A 13,411-nucleotide genomic window follows, 5' to 3' on the forward strand; every position below is an offset into this window, starting at 1 on the left:
AATTTCAGTGCAAGGAAATCTGATGTCTCTTTTCTCAAAACTCTTTCTGTTGCTGGCCACCGGGTGTCTGTTCTTCCCCACGGTGGCTGCGGCACAAAAACCTAAGAAACCTAACATTCTGCTGATTCTTGCCGATGACCTGGGCTATTCTGACCTTGGCTGTTACGGTGGGGAAATTGCCACACCGAACCTGGATGAACTGGCCAAAAACGGGCTCCGCTTTCAGCAGTTCTACAATGGCACGCGGTGCTGCCCCAGTCGGGCAAGTCTGCTGACTGGTTTGTACCCACATCAGGCCGGTGTGGGTCTGATGACTGGCCAATCTTCAGCACCCGGCTACCGTGGCTTTCCGCAGCCCAACACCGTTACAATTGCTGAAGTGCTGCGAAGTGCGGGATACCACACCTCAATGGTAGGGAAATGGCATCTCAGTGCCGGACCGAAAACCCCACGTCCCACGGATCGGGGTTTTCAGGAGTTTTACGGCATGATCGGTGGCTTTAATTCCTGTTTTCAGGAAAATCCATTTTACACCCGCCTGCCTGCCGATCGGCCAAAACGCACCTATCCCGCCGATCAATTTTACAGCAGTGACGTGTTCGGCGATTACAGCATCGATTTTCTGGCGAAGGCACGTGCGGCAAAACAACCTTTTTTTCAGTATCTGGCGTTCAATGCACCCCACTTTCCACTACATGCCAAGCCAGCAGATATTCAAAAGTATCTGCAAACCTACACAGTGGGGTGGGATAAGATTCGCACCGCCCGCCTCAAAAACCAGATCGAAATGGGTCTGTTCCCGCAAGGCACCCCACTGACGCCTCGATCCGGCTTTACCACCAGGCGGGATTTTCTTCGCTCCGGCGAGAATCCCGCGTGGGAAACGCTGAAGAAGGATCGCCAGACCGATCTTGCTTACCGCATGGCCGTATATGCCGCCATGGTGAACTGCATGGATGAAAACATCGGTCGTATCGTGGCAGAACTGAAAAAACATGGCGAATATGAAAATACACTCATCTTTTTCCTCAGTGATAACGGTGCCTGTGCCGAGTGGGACCCCTTCGGCTTCGATGGCAACAGTGGGCCTGACAATAAGTTGCACACTGGTACAGAACTGGCCACGATGGGAAGTGCAAAAACCTACCACAGTTATGGAAGTGCCTGGGCGAATGCCAGTAACACCCCTTTTCGGCTGTATAAACACTATTGCCACGAAGGCGGCATCCGCACCCCGCTGATTGTACATTGGCCACAAGGAGTTACCGCCAAAGGTGAATTTCGCCCACAGGTGGGGCATATTATCGACATCATGGCGACCTGCGTTGCCTGTGCGGGTGCCGACTACCCAACCCAGCGTGGGGAACAGAAGATTACGCCGATGGAAGGGATCAGTTTGTTGCCTGCATTTGCGAATCAACCACTGCCACGGGCAATGCTGGCGTGGGAGCACGAAAAAAATAAGGCAATCCGCATGGGCGACTGGAAACTGGTCGCCAAAGATTCGCAGGATTGGGAGCTATACGATATTGCCCAAGACCCACTGGAAATGACCAATCTGGCCAGCAAAGAACCCGAAAGGGTGGCTGAAATGGCTAAAGAATGGCTGACGTGGGCAAATCGCACGAACGTTTTGCCGTATCCCACCAAAGGGAAAAAATAGTGGATCGCTCACTTCAACTGCATCACACAAGTGGGGCAGTGGTACTTTTTCTACACCACGATGCGGTGGATTTCGGTTTGTAATTCCCCACCAGTCACATGGACCTGCTTCTGAGCATCCACAAAGACGTTTACTTCACTGCGGACTCCAAATTCCGGCAGATAAATACCCGGTTCAATCGAAAAACAGGTGCGAGGGAGAACATACCGTTCTTCTCTGGTCTCCAGATTGTCCATGTGGGCACCGTTACCGTGGGTTTCAAAGCCAATGTTGTGGCCAGTGCGGTGGCTGAAATATGGCCCATAGCCCGCATCGACGATCACTTTCCGCGTGGCATCATCCACTTCCCACCCTTGCAGTGGGCGATTTTCGGCAAACGCTTTCCGCACACAATCAATGCCGGCATCACGGGCCGCAGCAACAATATTAAAAATTCTCACATATTTTTCGGGCACCACGTCACCCACAAAGCAGGTGCGGGTGTAATCGCTGTAGACCGCACGTGGTTGGTTTAATTTTGCCCACAGGTCGACCAGCACAAAATCGCCCTTGCGAATCATAAACTGGGTGGCCGGTTCTGGTGAATAGTGCGGGTCGCCCGAATGGGGGCCTTGCCCCACGATCGGTGCATGGTCGGTGATCAGGTTGTGTTCTGCGAAGTGCTGCATAATTCGCTGCTGCACTGCAATTTCACTCACTTCCCCTTTGGAGCGGATTTCACTGGCGATAAAATCAAACGCCACATCAAAGGCCGCACGTGTCCATTTGGCCGATTCGAGGTGCATTGCCCACTGTTCATCATCCCACACGGCTTCGAACAGTTGAATCAGGTCGCCGGAGGAGACAATTTCCTTACCAAACGACTTGATCAGTTCAATAGTGCCCCCATCGACGCGGGACACGTAAGGATTGGCATTGCGTGGGACATATTCCATTGCAATTTTCTGAGATTTTTCTAATAATTTGGCAATACCCGCTTCCAGTTCCTGCCAACTCAGGTAAATTGCAGTTTCACCGGGCAGAAAATCGAGTGCCTGGGGCTCAATTTTGTGGCACAGTTTCATCGGCTGACCGTGGGCAGGAATAAAGTAATACCACCGGCGGGTCAGGTGCTTGCCGGTGGGCATTTTCACCACGCTGCGTGCCAGAATATTAGACGCACGGAAATCGTACAGCAGCCAGCCATCGATCTGAAATTGTTGCAGCGATTGTTGCACGGCAGCGATATCAAGCATGAAAAATCCTTCATTGTTACGTTGGTTTTGAAATTAGAACCTTATTTTACGTAATCCCACTGAAAAAGTGGTGGGAATCTGGGGCAAAATCGTGCGAATCAGAATCGGCAACATTCGAAACGTTTTCACAGTGCTACGCCTGAAAATATTCTCATTTACAAACTTGTGCTCACCTGAGGAAGTTGTTACAGTGGACTTCTGAATGAGCATGAGACACCCAGATGGCGATTAACTGTTCATGTAGTTGGCATCTTCAACGGTCACTAAAATAATTTCTAGTGCGGTGATGTATACAGACACCACGGACGGGCAAATCGATGCTGAATCGACAGAAACTTTTACTCTTTATGTTGAAACTGGCTGATCGGTCAGTTTCCAGAACCGAATTGACTAAATGGTGCTTTCTGCTTCGCAAAGAGGGTGTAACCTCCGGTGGACCAGCATTTTACGATTTCGTCCCATATCAATATGGTCCATTTTCGTTTGCTCTTTACCAGGAAGTAGATAAGCTGGTTGCACAGAATTATATGCAGGAAGATGGCGATAACAAATGGTCGCTGAACCCAAATCTAGCAGCATCCGTCGGTACACCTGAGAAGGCTATCGAGGGGGATGTAAAGAGAATATTTTCTCGCTTCGGAAAGCTTGATTCAGCTTCTCTCATCGATTATGTATACGAGCGTTATCCTGCTTTCACCGTTAACAGCAAACTACGCAAACTTGCAAACCGACCGGAAACACAACCTGCTGTTTACACTGCTGGCTACGAGGGGCTAAGTATTGACGGGTTTCTGAATTTGCTGGTTGTTTCGGGAATCAGACGATTAATCGATGTTCGTAACAATCCTATAGCCAGGAGATACGGATTCCACAAATCAACGCTTCGGCGATTAACAGAGCGGTTGGATATTCAATACGTACATCTGCCTGAACTTGGGATCCGGAGTGAAGATCGCAGGTGCCTAGTTGACCAGGTTGCCTACGAGTCGCTATTCGACAATTACGAAAAAACAGTCCTTCAAAATGAGCTAAAATCCATTCAAGAGGTGGGTCGGCTGATGACTGAATTGCCGAGCGTCTTGGTTTGTATGGAGTCTGAACCCAAATGCTGCCACCGTTCGAGATTGGCGGTGTCCGTTTCCAGGGAAACGAATCTCCCGATTACTCACCTTATCGGTGCTACATGATGGTCGAGCACGTCGTGACGAAAGTTCTCATTACTGTGATGACTTATCCCCACCCCTCTCGTGGATACCAGGAATTGGTATGCACTGCGGGTGTTACAGAATCCGGCGATTGGATTCGACTGTACCCTATCGACTATCGCTACCGAGAGAAACAGCAACAATTTAAGAAGTATCAGTGGATCGAAGTTGCACTCGGTCCAAATGGTGCTGGCAACGATAATCGCAAAGAGAGCCGAAGACCAGACCTTGACTCGATCAAACTGCTTGGAAAACCGCTTGATACGAAACATAAATGGCGAGATAGGCGGACGATCATTGATCAACTACCTCATTTCACGCGCAACGAACTCGTCAACTTGCACGAAAAAGATAAGACTTCGCTTGGCGTTGTCCGTCCTACTCGTGTTTTGGATTTGGAAATTCGACCTGCGGACACAGAATGGAAGCCGGAATGGCAATCTCTGTTCACACAACTTACTCTGTTTGGCAAACCTCAGAAACCCTTACGCAAAATTCCTTTCACTTTTCATTACGTGTTCGAGTGTGAAGATAGTGGTGATAAACCGCACACAGCTATGTGTGAAGATTGGGAGTTGGGAATGCTTTTCTTAAACGAAGCCCAACGCCTCGGTTCCGATGAGGCAGCCGCTGAAAGTGTTCGCAACAAGTTTCTGGGGGAACTATGTCGCGAAGATAAGGATACCAGGTTCTTTATGGGTACTCACTTCCCATACAACACATGGCTGGTGCTGGGAGTGTTCTGGCCCCCGAAAGATGCTCAGGGTACATTGTTCTAGAAAACTTTTTGTATCGGAAACGATTTCATTTGGTTGAAACTAATACTTCAAACCCTCATATATTTCTCATAATTGTATTCCAGAATCGGGTGGACTCTCGACTGTGGTACCCAGATGGCCGCAGACGATCCTTCGATTGATCACAACCGCACCGTCACTCTGGCGTAAATGCCCGATTCTCAACTCGATACGGTGAATCGTTGGCATACAGATCCACTCAACAAGCCTTACAGATGCGCCGGTAATACCAGGCTTACAGAAGCAATTGCCTCTAGAGGAAGAATCGTATATCTGCAATATTATCACATCGCAATATAGCCCATGATTCATGTAACTTCTTGGCAAGAAATTGCGATTCTCCGTATATTTTCCCAACGGTGGGATTCATTTTGAGGAGAAAAGGCATGTCCAAACGTCTGTGTGCGGCATTAATACTGGTGATGTGTGGCAATTCCCTGCTGGCTGATGATTGGCCACAGTTCCGTGGGCCAAATCGCGATGGCATTTCTGCAGAAAAAGGTTTGTTGAAAAAATGGCCCCAGGGTGGGCCGAAGTTGCTCTGGTCAACCGATCAATTGGGCACCGGCTACTCCGGCCCCGCCATCGTGGGCGATACCATTTATATTGCGGGTACCAAAGAGAATCGGGAGTGCACCTTCGCAATCAATGCCAAAGACGGCAAAGTGGCCTGGACTGGCGATCTGGGGCCGGTTTTCACCTGGCGCGGCAATAGCTGGAATGCGGGCCCGAATTCCAGCCCTACCGTGGGGCAACAGGTGATTGTTCAAGGTGGCTTCGGCGATCTGGTGTGCTACCAGAAAACCGATGGTAAAGTCTTGTGGCAAAAGAACTTACCGAAAGACCTCGCTGGGGAAGTCAATCCGATTGGTGGCGGATTGGATGAACCTACCCCCTGGGTTGGGGCTATGCTGCTGCCCCACTGATTGTGGGAGAGATGGTGATTTGTGTTCCCGGTGGCAAGAAAGGTCTGCTGGCCGCCCTGGACCTGAAAAGTGGTAAAGTACTCTGGCAGAGCAAAACCATCACCGATCAGGCACCCTACGCAGCACCGGTGCTGGCGAAAATCCATGACACTCTGACGATTGTTGTCGTGACAAACCAGGGGATCTATGGCGTGTTGCCCAAGTCGGGCGAGGAACTGTTTCGCTACACCCGCAACGAACCGTACGATGACGTCGTCATCAGCACCCCCATTGTGGGGAATAATCGTGTATTCACCAGCGTGGGCTTCGGGCAGGGCTGCGATTTCATTGAACTGGTGCGTACCGCTGGCAACCCCCGCATCAGCACCATTATGAGCAATAAACTGGTGCAGAACCGTGATGGCAGCATGGTGCTGGTGGACAACCACTTGTATGGTCATTCGGAAAATCAGGGTTGGTTCTGCCTGGATTTCACTACCGGAAAACTGAAATGGAACGACCGCACCGCACTGGAGCGGGGGTCGGTGGCATATGCGGATGGTAAGTTGTACTGTCTGGGCGAAAAAGGCAACGTGGTGCTGGCGGAAGCCACGCCCGAAGGCTGGAGCGAAACTAGCCGCTTTCGCTTGCCGAAAGCATCCAGCAAACGCCTGCCGAGTGGTGCCGTGTGGACCAATCCCGTGATCGCTGATGGCAAATTGTATCTGCGCGATCAGGAGTTTCTGTACTGTTATGCGATCAAATAGCCCACAGAACAGCAGAAAGATGAGAGAATGATGAAAAATGAGAAAATGAGAAGTTGGGAGCGATGGGGCATTTTACCCACCTGATGTGGGTGTCAGGATCACCAGAAACGCACTTTCCAGTAGTTGTACGGTCCAGCCAGACGACCTAAGTACCAGTGACCGTCATCCCATTCGAGCACCACTTTCCGCCAGCCCAGTGGAACACGTGGGAAGGGATAGTATGGTCCGATGTAAGGGAAGGCGTTGTGGGGGTACGAAGCTGGGTATGCAACCCGTGAATAGTTATTGTAGGGTGCATACGTCGGCCATGCGTACGGAGGCAGCTTCGGTGCTGCTGGGTCCAACGGCATCATGCCCATGCCACCATTCAATGGCACTGGTTCGTTGGTGTTGAATGCAGGCATCCCTTGTGGGGGCATTGGCACGCCCGGGGTGGGGGGTGCCGCACCAATCATCGGCATGCCACTGGAATCGGGCAGAGTGCTGGGGCCGGGGCTGGCTGGCACCTGTCCACCAGTCTGCTGAATCTTGCGAGGCATTTCCTGAGGATAGGTTACTTCGCTTTCGATTCGGCGAAGCCCTTTCGAGCGCAGGGTAGCCACTGTCTTCAGAATGTTGTTGTGCTGGGTGCCGTCCATGGCAGTACCAGTGAGCGAGCACACCCCATCTTTCACAGAGATGCCAATTTTGGCACCATTGACCACGCCGGCATCAATCAATGCCTTTTTCACGGCGTCGGCCATGTCCTGATTCGCCTGTGCCGATTTCGCGTCCACTGCCTTACTGGGGGCCGTGGTTGCGTCCTGAGCCATCCCTGTTCCCACTAAAAACATGCCCAGAGTTGCTGCTGGTATCATCAGCTTACGCAGTCTCACGGGGACCTCCTTGTTCACATTTAATGCGAAAAATAGTAATTTCTGTTCCCTTCGCTACTTATGTTCGACAACTGGGGGCAGATTTACCCAACAAAGCTGGCAAGATGTGTCGTATTGATTGTAAAGGTCGCCCGATTAATTCGTACAGTTTCACTAAATTGCCAGAATTAACATGCGTTTGCCAGAGCGATCATCTCAAGCGAGATGGATTCATGAGAATCGTTGCTCGGTTCAGATCGGTTCCAGGGCAAAGGAAAAGTCCTGGCAGGTGATGTGGCTTGGTTCGTGAATTGCGGAAACACCCTGTGCCAGCGTATCATTAATCCGGTAACGTCCTTTTGAATGGACGTGCAGGGCACCATTCCGCATGGTGATAAACATCGATTCCGTGGCGTGTTCCAGTTGCACATGGCACTGGGTGTGATTGCCAATTTCCAGCATATCCGACAACAGAATGATGCCATTAATCGCCATGCTGAGCCTGCGGTTGCCATTCAGCATCAGGCGTGCGGTTAAGGAGCCTCTGGCGGGGATATCAAAGCACATCTGGCAGTTACTTAAAAGGAGAGTGTCTCCCGATTGCAGCACCGCTTTTTCCAGTGGCTCGTCATTGATACGCACCGATTGGCCCGATTCCAGCAAATAACACTCAGAATCTCGTTGCAAGGCAGCATGCACGCGCGAAACATCGGCAAAAAGTGGGACATCCACAGTCCCACCACCAGTGGCCATGCCCAGCGTCACCCGAGGCTGGGTGCAGATCATGAAGGCACTACCCCCATCGATCCACAGGTAATAATTTTTCGCCGGTGGGCGAAATTCGTTGGGACGCACCAGTTGTGGGGTGACTTCCAGCGAATTCTTCGGGGTGGACACTGCCACATGCAGTGCGGTTGCTCCCAGGTGCTTTTCCAGTGGTTCGGCGTTGAGTTTCAGCATCTCCCACGCCTGCGATTTCGCCTGTTGTGCCTCGCGGTGAAATTTCGCCACCTGCAATACCGCTGTGGCGTGCGTGTGCACCTCATTCCACGAACCGATCGACAAAAACTGTCGCAGTGCGGCAAGTGCGTGGTCGAATTGCTCTGCACGCTGCGTTAATTGAACCTCGAAAGTATCGAGAGCCGAAGAACGCTGATTCAGGACAGGCCGCACGCGCTCCAGTAGTTGCCGGGCGTTGCTGAAGTCGCCCGAATCGGCCTTTTCAATCGCGTGGCACCAGTTGCGTGCCGCATCGCCCAGTGGGGCAAAAGGTTCCTGGTCAATAGGCAACTCATTCAATTCCAGAAAAGCTGCGTGGGCAGAATCGGGCTTGCCCACTTCCAGCATCGCACGGATTTCAGAATATTTCAGCTTACTAAGGTTGGTGCGGAACTGGTTGACCCCGTGGTCGTCTTCGGCTGCAAACTTTAACACCCGTTTGAGCGTGGCCCACGCATCGGAAATCTGATCGTTGCGGAGGTGGCGTTCACCCACGCGGACAAACGCTTTAATAATATCGTTTTTAAGAGACCATACTTTGCGGTAGTTGCGGGCAATCAGGTCTTCGTAAAGCTGCACCGCCTTGTCCAATTCGCCATTGGCCAGAGCTTCATATGCAAGCTGTTTCATCGACCAAGCCGCAATATCCGGCATAGGAAAGTTGTACTCCGATCTAAGATAAGTGAAAGCAGGGCATTGTTGCAGTCAGCCCCGCACATCCTCATTATAGTGCGTTCACACCAAAGTTAACTTCTTGCTGAAGCAGAATTGATGTTGGGAGATGTGCGAGTCAGTTACCAAGACATTCTGGCAACAATCTTATTGATCGTTGCCTTTATTCAAACCTTCGAGAATATCTTCCACCGATTGATTCACTGGCGACTGGGGGTCCATTTCTTTTTCAACTTCCAGACGCACGCGTTGCTTTTCAACTCGTTTCTTCAGATCTTCCATCGATTGTTTAATTTTCGACAATCGGCTGCTGTCTTTCTGGTACTTGCTTTCTGCCTGTTGGATCTGTGCTTCCTTGATTAAACCTTCCAACTCCAGCACGGCGGCTTCCAGTTCTGCTTTCTGGCTGATCATGGTCTGCATGTGCTGAAAAGCCAGATTTCGGTTATGTTCCCGCATTGCCAGCATATCTTTATTGGCTTTCAGATCGCGTTCCAGTGCTTTGCAGGTTTTCACTTCCGAAGCCAGCAATTCTTTGGCACGTACGAAGGAAACGGAGCGGCCATTCCAATCGACGGTTTCTTTGCTGTTGACTTCGGTCAACATTTTGCCATGCTTCTGCACCACTTCCAGAGAGGTGGCATGGTCTTTGGTCAACTGTTCTACTTTGCGGGCCAGGATATTGGCTTCCACACGTTCTTCCACGTACTGGCTTTTCGCTTTTTCGATGTCTCTGTCCAATTTAGAAACATCTTTGCGAATCATGGCCAGTTCGTCGGTCATCGAAATCTTTTCTTTGAGACGACTTTCAGCACGATCGGCCCAATGAGAGGCGTATCGGCCAACAAAGGTCTGGGTCAGTACTACGGCAGCTAACAGCCCTGCCGCGGTCAAATAGCACAACTTCTTACACATTTTTCATACTCCCGGCGGGGGTAAACATGGTTTGCGGCAGTGAACAGATCAACTGCACCACAGAAAGTATTTCGCGGCGGTGCGTCCTGCATTTTGGAAAAAATACTTTTTTCAGAAGTTTTTGAAGGATTTGGAAAGAAAAAGATGAGTGAAATCTCATTAATTAGAGCTTACGAGATGGTTCAATTGCTCGTTTGAACATTATTTTTCCGAAATAATGCATTAAAAACTAGTTATATTACTGTTAATTTGTATATTTTCCGTCTGAATCTCTGGTGCTCGCACCTGCCGTTGAAATTACGGCCTTTATTGAAATTATTCTCGTTGTGTTCTAAAAATGTTCTCATAACGCAGTTCAAATTGAAAACAATATTGGATAGTACGCCCCAAAGTCTGCTTGATCGACTACGAGACACGAAAAACTCTCAGGCACAGGCGGATCTGGTTGACATCTATTCCGATTGGATCCGCGGAAAACTACATTTTCTGGGTATTCCAGCACAGGAAGTGGATGATCTGTTTCAGGATTCTATCCGCATCATTCTGGAAAATATCGGCCAGTTTCAATCTCGCCAGCACGTGGGGGCGTTTCGAGGCTGGTTAAAAGGGATCCTGCTCAACCGTGTGCGGTATTACTGGCGCGAATCTCAGCAGAGGAATGTACCAGAGAATATCGATCAAATCATCAAGCAGCTATCAGATCCTTACAGTGCTCTCTCCCAACAGTGGGATAACGAACACAATCGCCATATTCTTCAACGCCTGCTCCACAAATTGCAACAGCAATCGTCGCCGGAATCGTGGCAGATTTTTGAAGAGCTGGTGGTCCGTGGCACACCTGCAGCCCAGGTGGCAACAGTGCGAGGTGTTACCATCAGCACCGTCTGGATGACGAAATCACGCATGTATCGGAAACTGCGGGAACTGGGAAAAGTATTAATGGATGAATTTTCATAAATGAATAAAATTTCATTTGTTTGGGCAAGGTGGCAGTGGCATTCTGCCGCTGAATGAAAATGGACACCAGCTGGAAGCAGGTGCCACTTTGCGCATCACTCCTTTGTTCCCGTAATAGTTGAAAAGTTTTTTCTGTAAGTAATTACCAGAAAACTACTTACAGAATGATCAACGATAATTGAGTTTGCTGCGCATGCGTTTGGCCGTTCGATTTCGATTCAGGTCGCTGGACCGACGACGGTCGCCACTTCTGCATTACCCAATACGGTGCGATGTACGTCATGCGGCTGGAATCCGCCCCGATGAAGAAATAAGACAGTTCAACCGAGCTAAATTGACAGATTGCCTGCATGTTCGAAAGTCGTCGTACATGTCAAAATGAGCTCTGTTTGCGTGCTATTTGTACTGATGGGTGAAACTCAATCGGCTTCATCCCTTCTTGCCTTTTACAGTGGTGCGGATCTGATCCCAACGAGGAATACCAATAATTGAGTTTCCATTTCAGTGGGGCACCTTAGCAAACATTCCAACATTCGCCTGATCGTTATTTTCACTTTTCCGAACATTTTCCAGCATCATCGCAAATGATTATTTCACAATAACTTACGACGATGATTCCTCCCATCTGACGTGCCAGTTTTCCACAAAAATGTGCCAGCCGAAATCTGAGAAGGATATATAAGTATATGTTGGAAATATTTCCACATGTGGGTGCGGTGCGTTCAGAAAAGTTCCAGATGCAGAATTGCAGATGAAAGGAATCAGAAATTAACGGGCGGCTTCCGCTTCCTGGCGACTGATCAGGCCGTCGCCATTGGTATCCAGTTTTGTGAATAGTTCTGGATCCCCCGGAAACTCACGTGGGGAAATATCCCCATCTCCATTCCGATCAAACTTGCGAAACCAGACCGGACCGTGGGTGGGAATCGGCAATGTGATGGCACCGGGGTTGCTGGACTGACCAAAAGTGGGATTCACGGTCCCACGCACCAGGGTGACCATGCCCTGAATATCCTGACTCGACCGCACGTAACCATCGGTGAAACTGTTGGGCAAGAGCCGATTTGCCAAAGATCGTGCCTCTCTTAATGAAATGATCCCATCGCCATTTTCATCAACCACACCAAACATTCCAGGATCGGTGGAGCCAAATCCAATGGTAAAATCCTTGCCCATCAATGCACTTTTCGCCTTACCATATAGTTCTACTTCCTTTTTGGTTACCACATCGTCGTTATTTCGATCTAACGCATCGAAAAGAGGTGCTACCAGGCGATACTGTGGGTTTTTCAGATCGGCTTTTTCAATTGTTTTTTTGGTGTTGAACAGATAGCTGAAATTGTTGCCCTGCAATACTGGTGGCCGATTCTGAATGGTTAACTGGCACTGCATATGGATATTGTAATTTCGTATTTTTGCATTTAACTGGGTATCCGAAACACTTTTCCACCGCGTGGGAGAAATGGTTAACTGACCTTCGGGCTTCACCAGACCCACTTTGGCAGTGCCGTTTTTCAGATCAATTTCGAATCGCACAATATCATCGGTACGCATTGCCCACAGCAGATTACATTCCGTGGGCGATACCGTACCATCACGATCAATATCCACCCGCTTCATGAAAGTACGTTCAAACGGAATCTCGTCGTTGGTCAGGGTGCCGCTGTTATCCTTGTCGTACTCATTCATGAATAACTGCGACATATTGCTCGGTACCGCGTTTTTGGAAAAGAACATCAGCGTGCCAGATTGCGTGTTAGGACGCATCATGCCACCGTTCATTGGTACTGCCATCCGCCCATATTGCTGAGTGGGCATGATTTCGTTGATCGTAATGCACTCATCATCGTTCGTATCCAGGCGGGCAAAGTTTTTGCCAAAAGATTCCAGTTCCGCACGCTGCAGGATATCGTCTTTATTTGTATCCAGCATTCCAAACAGGGCGGCAGTAATCTGTTGCCCGTATAAGTTCGGCGATACCATCGGCCGCAAACCAAACAGGATCCCTGGTTGCTGACTATAAAAATAGGTAAATTCATCGAGATTCACCAGCGAATCCTGATCCTGGTCAAAGTCACTTGAAGTCAGTTTCAGATTCTCAGGCTGATAGATGTTCCCAGTTTTCATCAGTTGTTGCATTGCTGCTTTGGTAGGGGCATTCGCAATTTCTTTCTCATCCAGCATCCTGTCGCCATCTTTGTCCAGAAATTCAAAGTATGGCTTCAATACCTCTCGCAGAAATTCGTTTGGTTTCATTCCTACAAACGTAATATCCACGCGGTAACGCAATAGCCTGCCTTCTGCAAAGACAACCAGCATATGTTCGTGGGCAAGCGAAATTGATTCTTTCAATTGGAACTGTTCTTTCGCACCTGCGTCGGGCAAGTGGGTGCAGAACAGACAGGCCCAGGCAAGCAGGAGTAATTTTTTCATCGTCTTATC

Annotated in this window: 11 protein-coding genes; 6 read left to right on the forward strand and 5 right to left on the reverse strand. The window is 49.6% G+C overall.

Going from position 1 to position 13,411, the window contains the following annotated elements; all coding sequences use genetic code 11:
• The first annotated feature begins 22 nt into the window (after positions 1-22).
• Positions 23-1,663, forward strand: a complete 1,641-nt coding sequence (locus R3B84_15665; GenBank protein ID MEZ6142003.1) for an arylsulfatase — start codon at positions 23-25, stop codon at positions 1,661-1,663.
• 50 nt (positions 1,664-1,713) lie between these two features.
• On the opposite strand, the gene R3B84_15670 is transcribed toward R3B84_15665, so the two are convergent.
• Positions 1,714-2,898, reverse strand: a complete 1,185-nt coding sequence (locus R3B84_15670; protein ID MEZ6142004.1) for a M24 family metallopeptidase — start codon at positions 2,896-2,898, stop codon at positions 1,714-1,716.
• A gap of 317 nt (positions 2,899-3,215) precedes the next feature.
• On the opposite strand from R3B84_15670, the gene R3B84_15675 reads away from it, so the two are divergent.
• The 4 genes from R3B84_15675 (at position 3,216) to R3B84_15690 (ending at position 6,572) form a co-directional block, all read left to right on the forward strand.
• Entirely contained in the window at positions 3,216-4,085 is an 870-nt protein-coding gene (locus tag R3B84_15675) for a DUF488 family protein (GenBank protein MEZ6142005.1), read from the forward strand.
• Complete coding sequence (locus R3B84_15680) at positions 4,004-4,882, forward strand: hypothetical protein (protein ID MEZ6142006.1); 879 nt, start codon at positions 4,004-4,006, stop codon at positions 4,880-4,882. Before R3B84_15675 ends, R3B84_15680 begins: the two co-directional genes overlap by 82 nt.
• Before the next feature lie 404 nt (positions 4,883-5,286).
• On the forward strand, positions 5,287-5,826 hold the full coding sequence (locus tag R3B84_15685) for a PQQ-binding-like beta-propeller repeat protein (protein ID MEZ6142007.1): 540 nt from the start codon (positions 5,287-5,289) through the stop codon (positions 5,824-5,826).
• 11 nt (positions 5,827-5,837) lie between these two features.
• The gene (locus R3B84_15690; protein ID MEZ6142008.1) at positions 5,838-6,572 is read left to right on the forward strand and encodes a PQQ-binding-like beta-propeller repeat protein; all 735 of its coding nucleotides are present in this window, start codon (positions 5,838-5,840) and stop codon (positions 6,570-6,572) included.
• 98 nt (positions 6,573-6,670) lie between these two features.
• Here R3B84_15690 and R3B84_15695 read toward each other — a convergent pair whose 3' ends face one another.
• The 3 genes from R3B84_15695 to R3B84_15705 all read right to left on the reverse strand — a co-directional run bounded on the left by R3B84_15695 (position 6,671) and on the right by R3B84_15705 (position 10,012).
• Positions 6,671-7,447: a BON domain-containing protein gene (locus R3B84_15695; protein ID MEZ6142009.1), complete on the reverse strand. Its 777-nt coding sequence runs from the start codon at positions 7,445-7,447 to the stop codon at positions 6,671-6,673.
• 231 nt (positions 7,448-7,678) lie between these two features.
• Positions 7,679-9,055 carry a hypothetical protein gene (locus R3B84_15700; GenBank protein MEZ6142010.1) on the reverse strand — a complete coding sequence of 459 codons (1,377 nt, stop codon included), beginning with the start codon at positions 9,053-9,055 and terminating at the stop codon, positions 7,679-7,681.
• Positions 9,056-9,244: 189 nt separating this feature from the next.
• Positions 9,245-10,012, reverse strand: coding sequence for a hypothetical protein (locus R3B84_15705; GenBank protein ID MEZ6142011.1), 768 nt, complete (start codon positions 10,010-10,012; stop codon positions 9,245-9,247).
• 360 nt (positions 10,013-10,372) lie between these two features.
• Between R3B84_15705 and R3B84_15710 the strand changes: the two genes are divergently transcribed.
• Positions 10,373-10,969 carry an RNA polymerase sigma factor gene (locus tag R3B84_15710; GenBank protein ID MEZ6142012.1) on the forward strand — a complete coding sequence of 199 codons (597 nt, stop codon included), beginning with the start codon at positions 10,373-10,375 and terminating at the stop codon, positions 10,967-10,969.
• Between the two features lie 768 nt (positions 10,970-11,737).
• Here the strand turns inward: R3B84_15710 and R3B84_15715 are convergent.
• Positions 11,738-13,402, reverse strand: a complete 1,665-nt coding sequence (locus R3B84_15715) for an EF-hand domain-containing protein (GenBank protein MEZ6142013.1) — start codon at positions 13,400-13,402, stop codon at positions 11,738-11,740.
• Between the last annotated feature and the right edge of the window lie 9 nt (positions 13,403-13,411).

Source organism: Zavarzinella sp., assembly GCA_041399155.1.
In the GTDB taxonomy this organism is placed as follows: domain Bacteria; phylum Planctomycetota; class Planctomycetia; order Gemmatales; family Gemmataceae; genus JAWKTI01.